19 protein-coding genes are annotated in these 20,332 nt (G+C 51.9%); 13 read left to right on the forward strand and 6 right to left on the reverse strand.

The features are described from left to right. Positions 1 to 723 (reverse strand): formyltetrahydrofolate deformylase (gene purU, locus B498_RS04045; RefSeq protein ID WP_008502776.1); only part of this gene is annotated, 723 nt, incomplete at its 3' end. A 46-nt stretch (positions 724 to 769) separates the two neighbouring features. Continuing rightward, positions 770 to 1,228 carry a YchJ family protein gene (locus B498_RS0121685; RefSeq protein ID WP_032623056.1) on the reverse strand — a complete coding sequence of 153 codons (459 nt, stop codon included), beginning with the start codon at positions 1,226 to 1,228 and terminating at the stop codon, positions 770 to 772. A gap of 115 nt (positions 1,229 to 1,343) precedes the next feature. Here B498_RS0121685 and rssA point away from each other — a divergent pair, with 115 nt between their 5' ends. The 3 genes from rssA (at position 1,344) to galU (ending at position 4,459) form a co-directional block, all read left to right on the forward strand. Further along, complete coding sequence (gene rssA / locus B498_RS04040; protein WP_032623057.1) at positions 1,344 to 2,246, forward strand: patatin-like phospholipase RssA; 903 nt, start codon at positions 1,344 to 1,346, stop codon at positions 2,244 to 2,246. A 90-nt stretch (positions 2,247 to 2,336) separates the two neighbouring features. Further along, positions 2,337 to 3,350, forward strand: coding sequence for a two-component system response regulator RssB (gene rssB / locus B498_RS04035; protein WP_008502779.1), 1,014 nt, complete (start codon positions 2,337 to 2,339; stop codon positions 3,348 to 3,350). Between the two features lie 200 nt (positions 3,351 to 3,550). Then, positions 3,551 to 4,459, forward strand: coding sequence for a UTP--glucose-1-phosphate uridylyltransferase GalU (gene galU, locus B498_RS04030; protein ID WP_008502780.1), 909 nt, complete (start codon positions 3,551 to 3,553; stop codon positions 4,457 to 4,459). Between the two features lie 201 nt (positions 4,460 to 4,660). Here the strand turns inward: galU and hns are convergent, their stop codons facing one another. Next, positions 4,661 to 5,074 (reverse strand): histone-like nucleoid-structuring protein H-NS, encoded by a 414-nt coding sequence (hns, locus tag B498_RS04025; RefSeq protein ID WP_008502781.1) that lies wholly within the window; start codon positions 5,072 to 5,074, stop codon positions 4,661 to 4,663. 549 nt (positions 5,075 to 5,623) lie between these two features. On the opposite strand from hns, the gene tdk reads away from it, so the two are divergent. After that, positions 5,624 to 6,238 carry a thymidine kinase gene (tdk, locus tag B498_RS04020; RefSeq protein WP_008502782.1) on the forward strand — a complete coding sequence of 205 codons (615 nt, stop codon included), beginning with the start codon at positions 5,624 to 5,626 and terminating at the stop codon, positions 6,236 to 6,238. 68 nt (positions 6,239 to 6,306) lie between these two features. On the opposite strand, the gene adhE is transcribed toward tdk, so the two are convergent. Continuing rightward, the gene (gene adhE / locus B498_RS04015; RefSeq protein WP_008502783.1) at positions 6,307 to 8,985 is read right to left on the reverse strand and encodes a bifunctional acetaldehyde-CoA/alcohol dehydrogenase; all 2,679 of its coding nucleotides are present in this window, start codon (positions 8,983 to 8,985) and stop codon (positions 6,307 to 6,309) included. A gap of 478 nt (positions 8,986 to 9,463) precedes the next feature. On the opposite strand from adhE, the gene B498_RS04010 reads away from it, so the two are divergent. From B498_RS04010 to B498_RS03980, 7 genes are all read left to right on the forward strand, one after another. Further along, positions 9,464 to 10,111, forward strand: coding sequence for a YchE family NAAT transporter (locus B498_RS04010; protein WP_008502784.1), 648 nt, complete (start codon positions 9,464 to 9,466; stop codon positions 10,109 to 10,111). Positions 10,112 to 10,881: 770 nt separating this feature from the next. Beyond that, positions 10,882 to 12,513 carry an oligopeptide ABC transporter substrate-binding protein OppA gene (gene oppA, locus B498_RS04005; protein ID WP_008502785.1) on the forward strand — a complete coding sequence of 544 codons (1,632 nt, stop codon included), beginning with the start codon at positions 10,882 to 10,884 and terminating at the stop codon, positions 12,511 to 12,513. An 84-nt stretch (positions 12,514 to 12,597) separates the two neighbouring features. Next, positions 12,598 to 13,518 carry an oligopeptide ABC transporter permease OppB gene (gene oppB, locus B498_RS04000; protein WP_008502786.1) on the forward strand — a complete coding sequence of 307 codons (921 nt, stop codon included), beginning with the start codon at positions 12,598 to 12,600 and terminating at the stop codon, positions 13,516 to 13,518. 12 nt (positions 13,519 to 13,530) lie between these two features. Next, the gene (gene oppC, locus B498_RS03995) at positions 13,531 to 14,439 is read left to right on the forward strand and encodes an oligopeptide ABC transporter permease OppC (protein ID WP_008502787.1); all 909 of its coding nucleotides are present in this window, start codon (positions 13,531 to 13,533) and stop codon (positions 14,437 to 14,439) included. Positions 14,440 to 14,450: 11 nt separating this feature from the next. Beyond that, positions 14,451 to 15,464: an ABC transporter ATP-binding protein gene (locus tag B498_RS03990; protein ID WP_008502788.1), complete on the forward strand. Its 1,014-nt coding sequence runs from the start codon at positions 14,451 to 14,453 to the stop codon at positions 15,462 to 15,464. Continuing rightward, the gene (gene oppF, locus B498_RS03985) at positions 15,461 to 16,465 is read left to right on the forward strand and encodes a murein tripeptide/oligopeptide ABC transporter ATP-binding protein OppF (protein ID WP_008502789.1); all 1,005 of its coding nucleotides are present in this window, start codon (positions 15,461 to 15,463) and stop codon (positions 16,463 to 16,465) included. Before B498_RS03990 ends, oppF begins: the two co-directional genes overlap by 4 nt. Before the next feature lie 14 nt (positions 16,466 to 16,479). Further along, entirely contained in the window at positions 16,480 to 17,349 is an 870-nt protein-coding gene (locus tag B498_RS03980) for an ion transporter (protein WP_008502790.1), read from the forward strand. A 31-nt stretch (positions 17,350 to 17,380) separates the two neighbouring features. Here B498_RS03980 and B498_RS03975 read toward each other — a convergent pair whose 3' ends face one another. Further along, the gene (locus tag B498_RS03975) at positions 17,381 to 17,710 is read right to left on the reverse strand and encodes an HI1450 family dsDNA-mimic protein (RefSeq protein WP_006810881.1); all 330 of its coding nucleotides are present in this window, start codon (positions 17,708 to 17,710) and stop codon (positions 17,381 to 17,383) included. A gap of 33 nt (positions 17,711 to 17,743) precedes the next feature. Next, positions 17,744 to 19,204 (reverse strand): cardiolipin synthase, encoded by a 1,461-nt coding sequence (gene cls / locus B498_RS03970; RefSeq protein WP_008502791.1) that lies wholly within the window; start codon positions 19,202 to 19,204, stop codon positions 17,744 to 17,746. 144 nt (positions 19,205 to 19,348) lie between these two features. Here cls and B498_RS22975 point away from each other — a divergent pair, with 144 nt between their 5' ends. Next, complete coding sequence (locus B498_RS22975; RefSeq protein ID WP_021240326.1) at positions 19,349 to 19,522, forward strand: YciY family protein; 174 nt, start codon at positions 19,349 to 19,351, stop codon at positions 19,520 to 19,522. Positions 19,523 to 19,633: 111 nt separating this feature from the next. Next, positions 19,634 to 20,269, forward strand: a complete 636-nt coding sequence (leuE, locus tag B498_RS03965; RefSeq protein WP_008502792.1) for a leucine efflux protein LeuE — start codon at positions 19,634 to 19,636, stop codon at positions 20,267 to 20,269. Positions 20,270 to 20,332 lie beyond the last annotated feature (63 nt).

The following is a 20,332-nucleotide window of genomic DNA, read 5'->3' on the forward strand; positions in this document are numbered from 1 at the left end:
GTAAGTGTGATCCACATGAATCACGTCCTGCATGATGATGGGACCTTCGTCCAGATTGTCATTCACGTAGTGGGCTGTCGCGCCGATGATCTTCACGCCGCGCTCGTAGGCCTGGTGGTATGGACGCGCACCAATAAAGGCCGGCAGGAACGAGTGGTGGATGTTGATGATCTTGTTCGGGAAACGCGCCACGAAAGACGGCGTTAACACGCGCATGTATTTCGCCAGCACCACGTAGTCCGGGTTATGCGCTTCAATGGCCTGCGCCATCAGGTCGTCGTGCTCTTCACGCGTATGGCCTTCATGGCTAACCAGCTCGAACGGAATATCAAAGCGCTCGACCAGCGAGCGCAACGTCTCGTGGTTACCAATAACAGCCGCAATTTCGACATCCAGACCGCCGTAGTTGGCTTTCATCAGCAGGTCGCCAAGACAATGTGCTTCTTTGGTCACCAGGATCACGATGCGGCGTCGGCCCGCAGGGGTCAGCTCGCGCACGGAACCTTCCGGAAGCGCGCTGTCCAGATCGGCCAGCAGCGTGGTGTCGTTGAAAATACCTTCCAGTTCGGTACGCATGAAGAAGCGGCCGGTACGGTGGTCAACGAACTCGTTGTTCTGCACGATATTCAGTTCATGTTTGTAGCAAATGTTGGTAATTCGTGCGATCAGCCCTTTTTGATCGGGACAGATGGTGCGCAGAACTTTACGTTGTAATGATTGCATCGCCGGGAAATCCTGTTTGTATTTGCGAAGTCTGGGTTGTCAGGCATTACTGCCCGCAACACTTTTTAAATTTTTTACCTGAACCACACGGACAGGGATCGTTACGACCAAACTGTGGACGCGTTCCGTCAATATAATACCATTGCCCGCGTTCCTTTAAGAACCGGGAACGCTCGATAATGGCGCCAGGCTTAGCGTTCTCGGTAAAACGGGCAACAAAGCTGACGTAACCTTCATCTTCATGACTGCCTGGAGAGGATTCATAGACGGTGAGGCCGAGCCACTGCGTGTTCGCAAACCCGGCTTCGATGTCCTGTTTGAAATCGGCTGCGTGGCAGGATGGATGCCAGGTTTTAATCAGGTAGTCTGCGTCTTTGATCACAAAAGCAGTGTACCGTGAACGCATAAGGTGTGACGGGTCTGGTGCAACCTGATCGCCAGAAAGATATCGCTGGCAACATAGGCTATACTCCAGAGCGCTACCACAAGGGCAGAGTTGAGACACGATTCTCTTCCTGGAACAAAAAAATAAAGGCGTAAAACGCTTCGGGTAGCACTATGTTAACTGAGGCGTTGCGTTGATGCCATGTCAGGAATCCAGGGGACGTAAAACAGGACTAATGAGAAAGGTTAAAATTGGGCTGGCGCTGGGTTCAGGTGCCGCCCGGGGATGGTCACACATCGGCGTGATTAATGCCTTAAATCAGATGGGCATTACTGTCGATATTGTTGCAGGGTGCTCAATCGGATCGCTTGTCGGCTCCGCTTACGCGTGCGGAAAGCTACCGGAGCTCGAGACGTGGGTGCGCTCCTTCAGCTACTGGGACGTGCTGCGTCTGATGGACCTCTCCTGGCAGCGTGGTGGACTGCTGCGCGGCGAACGCGTCTTTAACCAGTTCCGCCAGGTTATGCCCCTCGAAGACTTCACTGATTGTCAGATGCCTTTCGGCGCCGTCGCGACGAACCTCAGTACAGGTCGCGAACTCTGGCTAACCGAAGGGGATATCCATCTTGCCGTGCGTGCCTCCTGCAGTATGCCGGGACTCATGGCGCCTGTCCCACACAACGGTTACTGGCTTGTCGATGGTGGCGTCGTTAACCCGGTTCCCATCTCTCTGACGCGTGCAATGGGTGCTGACATCGTGATTGCCGTCGACCTGCAGCACGACGCCCACCTGATGCAACAGGATCTCATGCCGGTCAATCTCCAGAGCGAAGATGCTGAGGGCGAGAAACTGGCCTGGCACGCGCGCCTGCGCGGAAGAATCGGGCGTATGACCGCACGTCGTTCGGTTGCTGCGCCGACGGCGATAGAAATCATGACCACGTCAATTCAGGTACTCGAGAATCGCCTTAAACGTAACCGTATGGCAGGCGATCCTCCGGATATTCTTATTCAGCCGTACTGTCCGCAAATCTCTACTCTTGATTTCCATCGGGCTGAGGCCGCCATCGCAGCGGGCTCGTTAGCCGTCGAAAAGAAAATGGACGAATTGTTGCCTTTTATGCAAACCGCACGTTAAGCACCTTTTTTGACTACTTCAGCAAAATCTGACAGGCGATAGTGCCGATCGCATGCCACTATTTAGTTACTGTCAGCCAGGGGAGGAACCATGACGCAGCCATTGGCCGGAAAACACATTTTGATTGTTGAAGACGAGCCCGTTTTCCGATCGCTACTGGATTCGTGGTTATCCTCGCTGGGCGCAATGACGTCACTGGCTGAAGATGGCATCGACGCCCTGGAAAAAATGATCAGCATTACGCCCGATTTGATGATTTGCGACATTGCGATGCCGCGCATGAATGGACTGAAGCTGGTTGAGCATCTGCGTAACGAAGGCAATCAGACGCCGATTCTGGTGATCTCTGCCACCGAAAACATGGCGGATATCGCAAAAGCATTACGTCTTGGGGTACAGGATATTCTGCTTAAACCGGTTAAAGATTTGAACCGGCTGCGAGAAACGGTCTTAGCGTGCCTTTATCCGAATATGTTTAATTCCCGGGTAGAGGAAGAGGAACGTCTTTTCCAGGACTGGGACGCTCTGGTGAGTAATCCGCCTGCTGCGGCGAAACTGTTGCAAGAACTCCAGCCACCCGTCCAGCAAACTATTTCCCACTGTCGCGTAAATTATCGGCAGCTGGTGGCCGCTGACCAGCCTGGACTGGTGCTGGATATTGCGCCACTGTCAGATTCCGACCTTGCGTTTTATTCTCTGGATGTCACCCGGGCGGGGGATAACGGTGTATTAGCGGCGTTGCTTCTTCGTGCGCTATTTAATGGTTTGTTGCAGGAACAGTTATCCCATCAGGGACAACGGTTGCCGGAGTTAGGCAGTTTACTCAAACAGGTAAACCAGCTTTTTCGTCAGGCCAATTTGCCTGGACAGTTTCCGCTATTGGTCGGCTATTACCACAGCGGTTTAAAAAATCTGATCCTCGTTTCAGCCGGTCTCAATGCATCACTGAATACCGGTGAACACCATATTCGGGTGAGTAACGGTGTACCGCTTGGGACGTTGGGAACGGCGTATCTTAATCAAATTAGCCACCGCTGTTCCTCGTGGCAGTGCCAAATTTGGGGCGCCGGGGGGCGGCTACGCTTAATGTTGTCCACGGAATAAGCAATTGGATCGTCATTTTAAGATTGCTTTACCTGTGTTTTGCGGGGAGTGCTACTATCGCTGCCCGGTTTCATGCGTATTTATCCTAATTGATCGGCAACGCGTTCTTTTCAGACCCGGACTGCGGGGCGAGACTGATATACTCAACGCGTTATTTATTGCATAAAAGTTCAAAACTTGAACAGCTCAGGAGAATTTGAATGGCTGCCCTAAATTCGAAAGTCAGAAAGGCCGTTATCCCGGTAGCGGGATTGGGGACCAGGATGTTACCAGCAACCAAGGCGATTCCTAAAGAGATGCTGCCACTGGTTGATAAGCCATTAATCCAGTATGTCGTGAATGAATGTATTGCAGCCGGCATCACTGAAATTGTGCTGGTTACGCATTCATCTAAAAACTCTATCGAAAACCATTTCGATACAAGCTTTGAACTTGAAGCCATGCTGGAAAAGCGCGTTAAGCGTCAGCTGTTAGAAGAAGTTCAGTCTATTTGCCCTCCACACGTCACCATTATGCAGGTTCGTCAGGGGCTGGCTAAAGGTCTGGGCCACGCTGTTATGTGCGCGCACCCTGTCGTGGGTGATGAGCCTGTAGCGGTAATTCTGCCTGACGTTATTCTGGACGAATACGAATCCGATCTTTCTCAGGATAACCTGGCTGAAATGATCAAACGTTTCGACGAAACCGGCAGCAGCCAGATTATGGTTGAGCCTGTTGAAGACGTAACGGCATACGGTGTGGTTGACTGCAAAGGCGTTAACCTTGAGCCGGGGGAGAGTGTGCCAATGGTGGGCGTCGTAGAGAAGCCTAAAGCCGACGTAGCGCCTTCAAACCTTGCTGTTGTAGGTCGCTATGTCCTGAGTGCTGAGATCTGGCCTCTGCTGGCTAAAACGCCTCCAGGAGCGGGTGATGAGATCCAGCTGACGGATGCCATCGATATGCTGATCGAGAAAGAGACCGTTGAGGCCTACCATATGAAAGGTAAGAGCCATGACTGCGGTAATAAGCTCGGTTATATGCAGGCGTTTGTTGAATATGGTATCCGCCACAATACCCTCGGCGAAGAATTTAAAACCTGGCTCAAAGAGAGCGTAGGTATTAAGAAATAAGCCACCGCTGCAAATGTTCAAACCGGTGAGGCGTTGCCCACCGGTTTTTTTATGCCCGTAACACTCCCGAAAACCTGTCTTAAAGTACAGTCGATGAAATTGCTAAATAATGCTTTATGACAGAGTGTAAGAGGATGTTTGCGACAAATTTAGGTTAAAAAAAATCCCGCAATAAGCGGGATTTTTCTGAATAAGGCTCGATTAATCCTTGATCAGGAAGTCGTCCAGCTGTTTACCTTGCTCATCCATCGCTTTCTTGATAACAGCAGGAGTACGCCCCTGGCCAGTCCAGGTTTTAGTTTCGCCGTTCTCATCAACGTAGCTATATTTAGCAGGACGGGCAGCACGCTTTGCTTTAGTACCGGTTTTAGCGGCAGCCATGCTGTTCAGCAATTCATTTGGATCGATACCATCAGCAATCAGCATTTCACGATATTGCTGCAGTTTACGAGTACGTTCTTCGATTTCAGCCGCAGCAGCGCTTTCTTCTTCGCGACGTTCATTAACTACAACTTCTAATTTTTCCAGCATTTCTTCAAGCGTTTCGAGGGTGCATTCTCTTGCCTGCGCACGAAGAGTACGGATGTTGTTCAGAATTTTAAGTGCTTCGCTCATTGTAGTAATCTCAAACTTATAATGGGGGGTGGTTTGTTGACCTAATAATAGAGCCATAAATTCAGTTGTGCAATAGCCAGGAATGTAAGGAATTCAAAAAATACTAAATATTGCCGCTATTATTAATTACGCTAACTTAAATTCCGCCACCCAGCAGTCTCGGTTGTTATCATCTGGGCATGCTAAAACAGGCCGCCTGCATCTTTTTTTTGTGACATTTCCCGCAGGAATTATAGTTGCGGCGGAGAAATATCAGCCTTTTGTATTAGTTCTCACCCCTGGTGTTAAGCCTGAAATAGTTAATAAATAGTGAATCTTAAACAACACGGATTCCACTATAAAAAGAAGTGTTATGTTTGGTTGAACTTATAACCTCGTCGTCTGGCTGAATGCGTTTACTTCATGTTTTAACGGGTTATTTTGTTAAACAGACGGTACTGAACGCCGTACTGAACTGCATCCTCTGTGCGCTGCATCGCTGATGACCAGACAAAATATGGTACAATGACTCATCGGGAATATTACACATTGATTAGGGTTTTACGGCCAATGGCACAACTTTATTTCTACTATTCGGCAATGAATGCCGGGAAATCCACCGCGCTGCTGCAATCCTCGTACAATTATCAGGAGCGAGGGATGCGTACCGTTGTTTATACGGCGGAAATTGACGATCGCTTTGGCGCGGGGAAGGTGAGCTCCAGAATAGGGCTCTCGTCGCCTGCAAGGCTGTTTAACCCGAAAACCGATCTGTTTGAAGACATTCGTGCAGAACATGCTGCGCAGCCCATTCATTGTGTCCTGGTCGATGAGAGCCAGTTTCTGACGCGTGAACAGGTCCATGCCCTGTCAGAGGTAGTCGATGAGCTTGATATCCCCGTGCTGTGTTATGGCCTGCGCACGGATTTCCGCGGCGAGCTTTTTGAAGGGAGCCAGTATTTGCTCGCCTGGTCGGATAAACTTGTCGAACTGAAAACGATCTGCTTCTGCGGTCGTAAAGCCAGTATGGTACTTCGTCTTGACCAGGCCGGAAAACCTTATGCAGATGGTGAGCAGGTGGTGATAGGCGGTAATGAACGCTATGTTTCGGTCTGCCGTAAGCATTATAAAGAAGCGCTGTCTGTGGGCTCGCTGACGGCGATTCAGCACGACAACAGAAAATAACGTCTGGCTTATTATTCACACATAAAAAAACCCGCCATAAAGGCGGGTTTTTCATCTGCTGATGTCAATTAAGCGCTTTTCTTCGCTTTCTTGTCAGCTTTGATGACAGAGGCTTCTGTTTTCACAGCGGCAACGTCACCTTCTTTGAACTCACGACCGTAGTAGGTATCCAGCAGAATCTGTTTCAGCTCGGAGATCAGTGGGTAGCGCGGGTTAGCACCAGTACACTGGTCATCGAATGCATCTTCAGACAGCTTATCTACGTGAGCAAGGAAGTCAGCTTCCTGTACGCCCGCTTCACGGATTGACTTAGGAATACCCAGTTCAGCTTTCAGGCTTTCCAGCCATGCCAGCAGTTTCTCAATCTTGGCAGCAGTACGGTCACCCGGTGCGCTCAGACCAAGGTGGTCAGCGATTTCAGCATAGCGACGACGTGCTTGTGGACGGTCGTACTGGCTGAAAGCAGTCTGCTTGGTTGGGTTGTCGTTAGCGTTATAACGGATAACGTTGCTGATCAACAGGGCGTTCGCCAGACCGTGAGGAATGTGGAACTGTGAGCCCAGTTTGTGCGCCATTGAGTGGCAAACACCCAGGAAGGCGTTGGCAAACGCGATACCGGCGATGGTTGCGGCGCTGTGGACACGTTCACGTGCTACAGGGTTTTTAGACCCTTCGTTGTAGGACGCTGGCAGGTTTTCTTTCAGCAGTTTCAGAGCCTGCAGAGCCTGACCGTCAGAGAACTCAGATGCCAGTACAGAAACGTAGGCTTCCAGGGCGTGAGTTACCGCATCCAGACCACCGAACGCACACAGAGACTTCGGCATCTCCATGACCAGGTTCGCATCAACGATAGCCATGTCTGGCGTCAGCGCATAGTCAGCCAGTGGGTATTTCTGACCGGTTGCATCGTCTGTTACTACCGCGAATGGCGTGACTTCTGAACCGGTACCGGAAGTGGTGGTGACCGCGATCATTTTCGCTTTTACGCCCATTTTCGGGAACTTGTAGATACGTTTACGGATATCCATAAAGCGCAGTGCCAGTTCTTCGAAGTGAGTTTCTGGATGCTCGTACATCACCCACATGATTTTCGCGGCGTCCATTGGGGAACCACCACCCAGTGCGATAATCACATCTGGTTTGAAGGAGTTAGCCAGTTCAGCACCTTTACGTACCACGCTCAGGGTTGGGTCAGCTTCAACTTCGAAGAACACTTCAGTTTCGACGCCAGCCGCTTTCAGCACAGAGGTGATCTGGTCAGCGTAGCCGTTGTTGAACAGGAAACGGTCAGTCACGATGAGCGCACGTTTGTGGCCATCAGTAATCACTTCATCCAGCGCGATTGGCAGAGAGCCACGGCGGAAGTAGATAGATTTCGGAAGTTTGTGCCACAACATGTTTTCAGCTCGCTTAGCAACGGTTTTCTTGTTGATCAGGTGTTTTGGACCAACGTTTTCAGAGATGGAGTTACCACCCCAGGAACCACAACCCAGAGTCAGGGAAGGTGCGAGTTTAAAGTTGTACAGGTCACCGATACCACCCTGAGAAGCAGGGGTGTTGATCAGGATACGTGCGGTTTTCATCATCTGACCGAAGTGAGCAACACGCTCTGGCTGGTTATCCTGGTCAGTGTACAGACAAGAGGTGTGACCGATACCGCCCATGGCAACCAGCTTCTCCGCTTTCTCTACCGCCTCTTCGAAATCTTTCGCACGGTACATGGCAAGCGTAGGAGACAGTTTTTCGTGTGCGAACGGCTCGCTTTCGTCAACAACTTTCACTTCACCGATCAGGATTTTGGTTGTTGCCGGAACGGTAAAGCCTGCGAGTTCAGCAATTTTGTAGGCTGGCTGACCCACGATAGCGGCGTTCAGCGCGCCATTTTTCAGGATGATGTCCTGAACCGCTTTCAGCTCTTTGCCTTGCAGCAGGTAGCCGCCGTGGCTGGCGAAACGTTCGCGAACCGCGTCATATACGGAATCCACAACTACAACAGACTGTTCAGATGCACAGATTACACCGTTATCGAAGGTTTTAGACATCAGTACAGACGCGACAGCACGTTTGATGTCAGCAGTTTCGTCGATAACAACAGGGGTGTTACCCGCGCCCACACCGATAGCCGGTTTACCGGAGCTGTATGCAGCTTTAACCATGCCTGGACCACCGGTCGCCAGAATCAGGTTAATGTCCGGGTGATGCATCAGCGCGTTGGACAGCTCAACAGAAGGTTGGTCGATCCAGCCAATCAGGTCTTTTGGTGCACCCGCAGCGATAGCGGCCTGCAGGACGATATCTGCAGCTTTGTTGGTCGCGTCTTTCGCACGTGGGTGTGGAGAGAAGATGATTGCGTTACGGGTCTTCAGGCTAATCAGTGATTTGAAGATAGCGGTAGACGTTGGGTTAGTGGTCGGAACGATACCGCAGATAATGCCGATAGGTTCAGCGATGGTGATAGTACCGAAGGTGTCGTCTTCAGACAGCACGCCACAGGTTTTCTCATCTTTATAGGCGTTGTAGATATACTCTGAAGCAAAGTGGTTTTTGATCACTTTATCTTCAACGATACCCATGCCGGATTCGGCAACGGCCATTTTAGCGAGAGGGATGCGAGCATCTGCAGCAGCCAGTGCGGCCGCGCGGAAGATTTTATCAACCTGTTCTTGGGTGAAATTGGCATATTCACGCTGGGCTTTTTTCACGCGCTCGACGAGGGCGTTCAGTTCAGCGATATTAGTAACAGCCATAATGCTCTCCTGATAATGTTTAAACTCTTTTAGTAAACCAGCGCTCGATACGTCACACAGTATAGACAGAGCCGATAGCACTTGCGTAACACAAAATAAAACAAAGAGTTACTTTGTACACCAGCACACTAATTTACTAAAAGAGCCTTACCTTAGCATCATCCCTTTTTGGCAGGTGGCCTCCCTGGGGGTGTAACCAAGATTACTCACTTCTGAGTACGGAAATCATGATCTGCGTCAATTTCCCCCTAAGCTGATACCTTTCAGCAGGGTTATTTCGTGCTGATTTTTTCAGTGTTAAATAATTACGTAAGTATTGGAAGCGGCACTATCATTGATTATACAAATGTTTAACATCCTGAAATGATAACGTTTTGGTACAGATTTCAAGTGAAGTATGCTGATAAAAAGGGTATCTTCAGCGCGATTTCTCATGACAAATTGTCAGTCCAGGGCATATGTATAAGCGGAGCAAAACGTGATCCAAACGCTCTTTGATTTTCCAACGTATTTTAAATTTTTTATTGGTTTGTTTGCCCTGGTCAACCCGGTGGGGATCATTCCTGTCTTCATTAGTATGACGAGTTACCAGACAGCGGCGGCCAGGAATAAGACCAACCTCACCGCTAACCTGTCGGTGGCGATCATATTGCTCACCTCTCTTTTTCTCGGCGACACGATTCTTCAGTTGTTCGGGATTTCCATTGATTCTTTCCGTATTGCCGGCGGGATCCTGGTGGTGACCATCGCCATGTCCATGATCAGCGGTAAGCTGGGCGAGGATAAGCAGAATAAACAAGAGAAGTCAGAAACCGCTATCCGCGAAAGCATTGGCGTGGTGCCGCTGGCCTTACCGCTGATGGCCGGTCCGGGTGCCATCAGTTCAACCATCGTCTGGGGGACGCGTTACCATAGCCTGATGCACCTGATTGGCTTTTCAGTGGCTATTGCCATTTTTGCGCTCTGCTGTTGGGGTGTGTTCCGCATGGCACCCTGGCTGGTGCGCTTGCTGGGTCAAACGGGCATCAACGTCATTACGCGTATCATGGGCCTGTTGCTGATGGCATTAGGGATCGAATTCATCGTCACGGGTATTAAAAGCATTTTCCCCGGTTTATTGCATTAATACTTCATATGAAAGGACGGAGCGACGGCTCCGTTTTTTTACGTGATTATCAGCAAATCATATAACTAAAGTTGAAATGCTCACATATCATAATAAATTCTACTAATAATGTTCATTGCTTGTATTTCAATAGGTTATTAATTCCGCCTCAACCCGCCTGCACAGAAAATCTTCGATCGCTCTGTTATTTTACTCACATGATACTCTTGGGCTTGCTGAGAGATAACCGAAATGATATTAGTAATTTCAACATTCCCCTAGACGAATGTGCTAAATAATAACCAGTTGTTAAATTTTTGTACAAAATCACGCGATGATAGCGCAGCGACGCGCTTGTAGAGAAAATTTTCTCTATCCTATTGAATATCATGTCTTTATAGTGATATTCGATGTCCGGCAGGGCTGCCCTCAACAATACGGTACTCACCGTAAAAGAGAATTGCTTAACAAATTTGCAAAATGTATTGGCGCACGATTACGCCATTTGATACTTTCCGGCCTAATATTTTGCAGCATAAAACAATCAGATGAGAATTATTTTCATATGGTTCTCATCTCGGATATCCAGAACAGGTCTCAAACAGGGGAGGCCTGTAAAGAATCGACGCAAGACTGCCATACGAGCGGTCAGTAATAAAAAAGTCGGTGATAGCAAGCAGTAAAAGAAGAACCTGACAGCAGCAAAAAAAACTCCTGCGCTGTACAGGCCCCAACAGGGGATTACACAGCTGGCGAAGGCCGGTCATTATAATGAGTGGAGTATCAACACAATGTCCATCATCACAAAAAAAAATCTGGTAGCGGCGGGGATTTTAACTGCGCTAATCGCGGGAAACGCTGCAATGGCTGCGGACGTTCCTGCAGGTGTTCAGCTGGCGGAGAAGCAGACGCTGGTGCGTAACAACGGTGCGGAAGTTCAGTCTCTTGACCCGCACAAAATTGAAGGTGTTCCTGAGTCTAACGTTAACCGCGACCTGTTCGAAGGCCTGCTGGTCACTGACGTAGACGGCCACCCGGCACCGGGCGTGGCAGAAAAATGGGAAAACAAAGATTTCAAAGTCTGGACCTTCCATCTGCGTAAAGATGCGAAATGGTCCGACGGTACGCCGGTCACGGCTGAAGATTTCGTTTATAGCTGGCAGCGTCTGGCGAATCCAACGACCGCCTCTCCGTATGCGAGCTACCTGCAATATGGCCATATTGCCAATATTGATGACATCATCGCGGGCAAAAAACCGATCACCGATCTGGGCGTTAAAGCGATCGATGCCAATACCTTCGAAGTCACGTTGAGCGAACCTGTTCCGTACTTCTATAAGCTGCTGGTTCACCCGTCCGTCTCCCCGGTACCAAAATCCGCAGTGGAAAAATTTGGTGAAAAATGGACCCAGCCTGCCAATATCGTGACCAACGGCGCCTATAAACTGAAAGACTGGGTGGTCAACGAGCGTATGGTGCTTGAGCGTAACCCGCAATACTGGGACAACGCTAAAACCGTGATTAATCAGGTGACCTACCTGCCAATTTCTTCCGAAGTGACTGACGTCAACCGCTACCGCAGCGGCGAAATCGACATGACCTATAACAACATGCCGATTGAACTGTTCCAGAAGCTGAAGAAAGAGATCCCGAAAGAAGTTCACGTCGACCCGTACCTGTGCACCTACTACTATGAAATCAACAACCAGAAAGCACCGTTCACCGACGTACGTGTTCGTACTGCGCTGAAGCTGGCACTGGATCGCGATATCATCGTGAACAAAGTGAAAAACCAGGGCGATCTGCCGGCATACAGCTATACCCCTCCATACACCGATGGCGCAAAACTGACTGAGCCAGACTGGTTCAAACAGACGCAGGAACAGCGTAACGCAGAAGCGAAGAAACTGCTGGCCGAAGCGGGCTATACCGCCGATAAGCCGCTGACCTTCAGCCTGTTGTACAACACGTCCGATCTGCACAAAAAACTGGCTATCGCCGTCGCCTCGATCTGGAAAAAGAACCTGGGCGCGAACGTGAAGCTGGAGAACCAGGAGTGGAAGACCTTCCTCGACAGCCGTCATCAGGGTACCTTTGACGTGGCGCGTGCCGGCTGGTGTGCGGACTATAACGAACCGACCTCCTTCCTGAACACCATGCTGAGCGACAGCTCAAACAACACCGCGCACTATAAGAGCCCGGCGTTTGACAAGCTGATTGCCGACACGCTGAAAACCACTGACGAAGCACAGCGTACTGAACTGTACTCTAAAGCTGAGCAGCAGCTGGATAAAGATTCCGCGATCGTTCCGGTTTACTACTACGTTAACGCCCGTCTGGTGAAACCGTGGGTAGGTGGGTACACCGGTAAAGACCCGATGGATAATATCTACGTTAAAAACTTGTATATTATCAAGCATTAATGGCAATGAGTGGGGCGGGCGTGCTCGCTCCACGGTGTCTAACCAACGTCACATTATATAGGCACACGCCAGAAGGTACGGGCAATGTTGAAATTTATCCTACGTCGCTGTCTTGAAGCGATTCCAACGCTATTTATTCTCATCACGATTTCCTTCTTCATGATGCGCCTTGCGCCGGGAAGTCCATTTACCGGTGAGCGTACGCTGCCGCCAGAAGTGATGGCGAATATCGAAGCGAAATACCACTTAAACGATCCTATCTCTACCCAGTACTTCAATTACCTGAAGCAGCTGGCCCACGGTGATTTTGGACCGTCATTTAAATATAAAGACTATTCCGTTAACGACCTGGTGGCGTCCAGCTTCCCGGTTTCGGCGAAATTGGGTGCAGCGGCATTCATTCTGGCGATCGTTTTCGGGGTCACCGCAGGCGTCATCGCCGCGCTCAGACAAAATACCAAATGGGATTATGCCGTAATGGGGGTGGCAATGACCGGGGTAGTCATACCCAGCTTCGTTGTCGCGCCGTTACTGGTGATGATATTTGCCATCACGCTGAAGTGGCTGCCTGGCGGCGGCTGGAACGGCGGGGCACTCAAGTTCATGATTCTGCCAATGGTGGCCTTATCGCTGGCGTACATCGCCAGTATCGCGCGTATCACCCGTGGTTCGATGATCGAAGTGCTGCACTCGAACTTCATTCGTACCGCGCGCGCGAAAGGGCTGCCGATGCGTCGGATTATCTTCCGCCATGCGCTCAAACCGGCGCTGTTGCCCGTGCTCTCCTACATGGGACCGGCATTCGTCGGGATCATCACCGGCTCGATGGTTATCGAAACCATTTACGGCCTGCCGGGCATCGGCCAGCTGTTTGTTAACGGCGCGCTTAACCGCGACTATTCGCTGGTACTGAGCCTGACCATTCTCGTCGGTGCGCTGACCATTCTCTTTAACGCTATCGTCGATGTGCTGTATGCCGTCATCGACCCGAAAATCCGTTACTAACTGGAGCACGCCATGATGTTGAGTAAGAAAAACAGCGAGGCGCTGGAAAACTTCAGTGAAAAACTGGAAGTGGAAGGTCGTAGCCTCTGGCAGGACGCGCGTCGTCGCTTTATGCACAACCGCGCAGCGGTGGCGAGTCTGGTGGTGCTGGTAATCATCGCGCTGTTTGTGACCCTTGCCCCGATGCTGTCGCAATTTACCTATTTCGACACCGACTGGGGCATGATGTCCAGCGCGCCGGATATGGAGTCTGGCCACTATTTTGGCACGGACTCATCCGGACGTGACCTGCTGGTGCGCGTCGCTATCGGCGGGCGTATCTCGCTGATGGTCGGGATTGCTGCCGCGCTGGTGGCGGTGATCGTGGGGACGCTCTATGGCTCACTGTCCGGCTACCTTGGCGGCAAAGTGGACTCGGTGATGATGCGTCTGCTGGAAATCCTGAACTCCTTCCCGTTTATGTTCTTCGTCATCCTGCTGGTGACCTTCTTTGGTCAGAATATCCTGTTGATCTTCGTGGCCATCGGGATGGTGTCATGGCTGGATATGGCGCGTATTGTTCGCGGCCAGACGCTGAGCCTCAAACGCAAAGAGTTTATCGAAGCCGCGCAGGTCGGCGGTGTCTCTACCGGGAATATCGTGGTTCGCCATATCGTTCCTAACGTGCTGGGCGTGGTGGTGGTCTATGCCTCACTGCTGGTACCAAGCATGATCCTGTTTGAATCCTTCCTGAGCTTCCTCGGTCTGGGTACGCAAGAGCCGCTGAGCAGCTGGGGCGCGCTGCTGAGTGACGGTGCAAACTCAATGGAAGTGTCACCGTGGCTGCTGTTATACCCGGCGGGTTTCCTGGTCGTTACCCTGTTTTGTTTTAACTTTATCGGCGATGGCCTGCGTGATGCCCTCGACCCGAAAGACCGTTAAGGAGCGCCGTCATGACAATTATTGAAACGGCAACCGCGCCACAGGCGCAGCAGCGGAGCGACCTTCTGCTGGACGTAAAAGATCTTCGCGTCACCTTTAAGACCCCGGACGGGGATGTGACCGCCGTGAACGATCTCAACTTCAACCTGCGCGCGGGTGAAACGCTCGGTATCGTGGGGGAATCTGGTTCCGGTAAATCCCAGACCGCCTTTGCGTTAATGGGCCTGCTGGCCGCTAACGGTGTGATTGGCGGTTCCGCGAAATTCAACGGTCGTGAAATCCTCAACCTGCCGGAGCAAGAGCTGAACAAGCTGCGCGCCGAGCAGATCTCGATGATTTTCCAGGATCCGATGACCTCGCTGAACCCGTACATGCGCGTCGGTGAGCAGCTGATGGAAGTGCTGATGCTGCATAAAGGTCTGGGCAAAGCCGAAGCCTTTGAAGAGTCGGTCAAAATGCTCGATGCGGTAAAAATGCCGGAAGCGCGCAAGCGTATGCGCATGTTCCCGCACGAGTTCTCTGGCGGTATGCGCCAGCGCGTGATGATTGCGATGGCGCTGCTGTGCCGGCCAAAGCTGCTGATTGCCGACGAACCGACCACCGCGCTGGACGTTACCGTTCAGGCGCAAATCATGACCCTCCTGAACGAGCTGAAGCGTGAGTTCAACACGGCGATTATCATGATCACCCACGACCTGGGCGTGGTGGCGGGCATCTGTGACAAAGTGCTGGTGATGTATGCCGGTCGTACCATGGAATACGGCAAAGCGCGTGACGTGTTCTATCAGCCAGCCCATCCTTACTCGATTGGCCTGCTGAACGCGGTGCCGCGTCTCGATGCGGAAGGGGAGTCCCTGCTTACTATTCCGGGCAACCCGCCAAACCTGCTGCGCCTGCCGAAAGGCTGTCCGTTCCAGCCGCGCTGTCCGCACGCGATGGAAATCTGCAATAGCGCACCGCCGCTGGAAGAGTTTGCACCAGGCCGTCTGCGCGCCTGCTTTAAGCCGCAGGAGGAGCTGGTATGAACGCATTAGATGAAAAACGCAATGTCCTGCTCGAAATTGCTGACCTTAAAGTGCATTTCGACATCAAGGACGGCAAACAGTGGTTTTGGCAGCCGTCGAAGACCCTGAAAGCGGTGGACGGCGTCACGCTGCGCCTGTACGAAGGGGAAACCCTGGGCGTGGTGGGCGAGTCCGGCTGCGGTAAATCGACCTTTGCGCGCGCCATTATCGGTCTGGTAAAAGCCACCGACGGCAAAGTGGCCTGGCTGGGTAAAGATCTGCTGGGCATGAAGCCCGACGAGTGGCGCGACGTGCGCAGCGATATCCAGATGATTTTCCAGGATCCGCTGGCGTCATTAAACCCGCGTATGACCATCGGTGAGATTATTGCCGAACCGCTGCGGACCTATCATCCGAAGATGTCTCGCCAGGAAGTGCGCGATCGCGTTAAGGCGATGATGTTGAAAGTCGGGCTGTTGCCTAACCTCATCAACCGCTATCCTCACGAGTTCTCCGGCGGTCAGTGTCAGCGTATTGGTATTGCGCGCGCCCTGATCCTCGAACCGAAGCTGATTATCTGTGATGAGCCGGTTTCCGCGCTCGACGTCTCCATTCAGGCGCAGGTGGTTAACCTGCTGCAGAAGCTGCAGCGCGAAATGGGGCTGTCGCTGATCTTCATCGCGCATGACCTGGCCGTGGTGAAACACATCTCTGACCGCGTGCTGGTGATGTATCTGGGGCACGCCGTGGAGCTGGGCACCTATGACGAGGTGTACCACAATCCGCTGCACCCTTACACCAAAGCGCTGATGTCGGCGGTGCCGATCCCCGATCCCGATCTGGAAAAGAATAAGACCATCCAGCTTCTGGAAGGGGAATTGCCTTCACCGATTAACCCGCCGTCGGGCTGCGTCTTCCGCACGCGCTGCCCAATGGCCGGGCCGGAATGTGCGAAAACGCGGCCGGTTTTGGAAGGCAGTTTCCGACATGCGGTTTCCTGCCTGAAAGTAGACCCGTTATAATCGCAAGGGCTGACATGATGTCAGCCCTTATTTTTTGCGAGGTCACTGTGTCGCGTTTATTCACGTCAGCCCGTCGGCGGCTTTATCATGTTTTATTCGATCCTGAAACGGTATCCGGACGGCGCTTCGAGGGTCTTTGTGGTTTATTTGCGCTCCTCAGCGTGGTTATCATCTTTATTGAATCGGGTGCCGGAACGCAATACCACCTGACGTTTGACGAATGGCATGTCTTTGTCTGGCTTGAGCTGGCGATTACCCTGGTGTTTACCGCTGAATATCTCCTCCGAGTGATTGCCTGGCCTAACCCGGCCCGATATGTTTTCAGCTTCTGGGGATTTATCGATTTAGCCACCATTCTGCCGCTCTACGTCATGTGGCTGTGGCCGGAAATCAGCCTGAGCTATGTCTTTGCCTGGCGAGCGATGCGCGTTATTCGCGTATTACGTATTCTGAAATTACTGCGCTTTATGCCCTCACTGCGCATATTCTGGAGCGCAATCGTCAGCGCCCGTCATCAGCTTATTCTGTTCTATTCGTTTATTGCCATTGTCATGATTGTTTTTGGCGCACTGATGTATCTGATTGAGGGGCCGAAATATGGCTTTACGACGCTCAATGCGTCCGTCTACTGGGCGATCGTGACCGTAACGACCGTGGGGTACGGGGATATCACGCCCCATACGCCGCTGGGGCGAATTGTGGCCTCAGTGCTTATTTTGATTGGCTATTCGGTCATTGCCATTCCGACCGGGCTGATTACCACGCACATGAGTAGCGCATTTCAGAGCCGCAAGCAGCAGCGCAAATGTCCGCGATGTCATCAGGGGGAACATGAACTCAACGCGCGTTATTGTCACCGCTGTGGGAATCCGTTGCCGGAGTAAATAAAAAAGGCTGCAATTGCAGCCTTTTTTATTATTCGCGCCAGAGAATATGGCACAGCTTGTGGTCTTTCTCACGGCAGAGCAGGACGCGAGCGAAGATATCATTAATTTCGCCACCGTCTTCATCGGCCAGCCCGATAACCACTTCGGCGAAGAAGTCAGGGTTCAGATCGAAATCCACATGCTCAGCCCAGTCTTCTGAAGGGTCGAACAGTTCGGCACCGCCGCGCTCTTCAAACTGCAGATTAAAGAGGATCACGTCTGCGGGATCGAGGTTATCAACCGCCAGTTCGAGAAAAATGTCATAGGCCTGCTCGAGCGTTTCGTCTTCGGTCAGGCGATTGTTCAGATCCATTTCCATGATGACTACCTGTTTAACATCGTTGGGCACGTTTTACAGCAACGGACTAAAGAAGTAAAACAGTCGTTCGGCAATTCTCTGCCACAGCGGACGTTTTACCCACAGTCTGGCATCCAGCAGGCGGGAGCGGGAGATATAATCATCCTGCACCGCCGCGAGATCGCCGCCAAAGCCGGCATCATCAATAACCAGCGTGATTTCAAAGTTAAGCCACAGGCTGCGCATATCCAGGTTCACCGTTCCCACCAGGCTTAACTCGCCGTCGACAAGCACGCTCTTGGTATGGAGCAGTCCGCCTTCGAACTGGTAGATCTTCACCCCTGCGGCCAGCAGTTCGCTAAAGAATGCCCGGCTGGCCCAGCCCACCAGAAGGGAGTCATTTTTGCGCGGCAAAATAATGCTCACATCCACGCCGCGCTGCGCCGCGGTACAGATCGCGTGCAGGAGGTCATCGCTGGGAACAAAGTAGGGCGTCGTCATGATCAGATATTCACGCGCCGAGTAGGTCGCCGTCAGCAGCGCCTGATGAATCAAATCCTCCGGGAAGCCCGGGCCGGAAGCAATGGTATGAATAGTGTGACCGCTGGCCTCTTCAAACGGCATAATATTGCCGTCCGGCGGTGGCGGCAGGATGCGTTTGCCGGTCTCTATCTCCCAGTCGCAGGAGTAGACGATGCCCATCGAGGTGGCAATCGGCCCCTCCATGCGCGCCATCAAATCCACCCACTGACCCACGCCCGAGTCTTGTTTAAAGAAGCGCGGGTCAACCATGTTCATGCTGCCGGTGTAGGCAATATAGTTATCGATCATGATCATTTTACGGTGCTGACGAAGGTCCATCCGGCGCAGAAACACGCGCAGGAGGTTAACCTTCAGCGCCTCGACCACTTCGATACCGGCATTGCGCATCATCCCTGCCCAGGGACTGCGGAAAAATGCCACGCTGCCCGCAGAGTCAAGCATCAGACGGCAGTGAATGCCGCGTCGCGCCGCGGCCATCAGAGATTCCGCGACCTGGTCAGCCATCCCGCCGGGCTGCCAGATATAGAAAACCATCTCGATATTATGACGCGCCAGCTGGATATCGCGGATTAACGCCTGCATAACGTCGTCGGACGAGGTTAGCAGCTGGAGCTGATTACCCTTAACGCCGCCAATCCCCTGACGGCGCTCGCACAGCTTAAACAGTGACGAGGCGACGCTGCTGTTCTCCTCGGCAAAGATATGCTTGCAGGCTTTAAGGTCGTTCAGCCACTTCGCGGTGGAGGGCCACATGGCGCGGGCCCGCTCGGCGCGGCGTTTACCGAGATGAAGCTCACCGAAAGAGAGATAGGCGATAATTCCCACCAGCGGCAGGATATAGATGATCAGAAGCCAGGCCATGGCAGAGGGTACGGCTCTGCGCTTCATCAGGATGCGTAACGTCACACCCGCGATTAACAGCCAGTATCCCAAAATGACCAGCCAACTCACCACGGTGTAGAAGGTTGTCATAGGTAAAAAAATCCTTTTGAAAGCGTATTGTTATGAGTGTACGCATCAGGATTCATCTGGCAAATAAAAACGCCAGGTAAAAGCGCTGGTTTGCAGCCGGGTTGGGTTTATAATGGCGTCTCTGTTTGAGAAAGAGTTGTAGACATGAAGCGCAGTAGAACAGAAGTAGGGCGCTGGCGCATGTTGCGACAGGTGAGTCGTCGCAAGGCTCGTTGGCTGGAAGCACAATCCCGCCGCAATATGCGTATTCACGCCATCAGAAAATGTGGAATGACCCGGCACCGCAACGCGTTGCTGTTCGCCGTCCAGGATATCTGAGTACCATGAGGGCACCGTAATGGTGCCCGCTGATTTTATAAGGTCTGATTTTTGGGAGTAGCGTGGTTGCAGCGCTATTCCGGTTGTGTTGAGCAAAAGGAGGGAGAAGAAGTGTTTGCGGAGTTTGGCGTACTGAATTTCTGGACGTATGTTGTTGGCGCGTTTTTTATCGTGCTGGTACCGGGGCCGAATACCCTGTTTGTGCTTAAAACTGGAATTGGACACGGCGTTAAAAAAGGGTACCTGGCCGCCACGGGTGTATTTATCGGCGATGCGGTGCTGATGTTTCTTGCCTGGGCGGGCGTCGCGGCATTAATCCAGACCACACCGGTACTGTTTAATATCGTGCGTTATCTCGGCGCCTTCTACCTGCTGTGGCTGGGCGGCAAAATGCTCTGGTCGGTCATTACCCGCCAGAATCACGCTCAGGAAAGCGGCACCGAGCCTGCCAGCACGATCATGAAACGTTCGCTGGTGCTGAGCCTGACGAATCCAAAAGCGATTCTGTTCTACGTATCGTTCTTTGTTCAGTTCATTGACGTGAATGCGCAGAACACCGGTACCTCTTTCCTTATCCTCGCGACGACGCTTGAGTTGATAAGCTTCATGTACATGAGCTTCCTGATCTTCTCCGGTGCATTTGTCACGCGCTATCTCAAAACGAAAAAGAAACTGGCAAAGCTGGGGAACGGGCTGATAGGGCTGCTGTTTGTCGGGTTTGCGGCGAGGTTAGCGTCGCTGCACTGATTGATGAAAGGCTCCTGCGGGAGCCTTTTTCATTCTGTTTGACAATCCCTCACCATTTAGTTG

The sequence above is a fragment of the Enterobacter sp. SST3 genome (genome assembly GCF_000286655.1).
Lineage (GTDB): Bacteria > Pseudomonadota > Gammaproteobacteria > Enterobacterales > Enterobacteriaceae > Enterobacter > Enterobacter roggenkampii.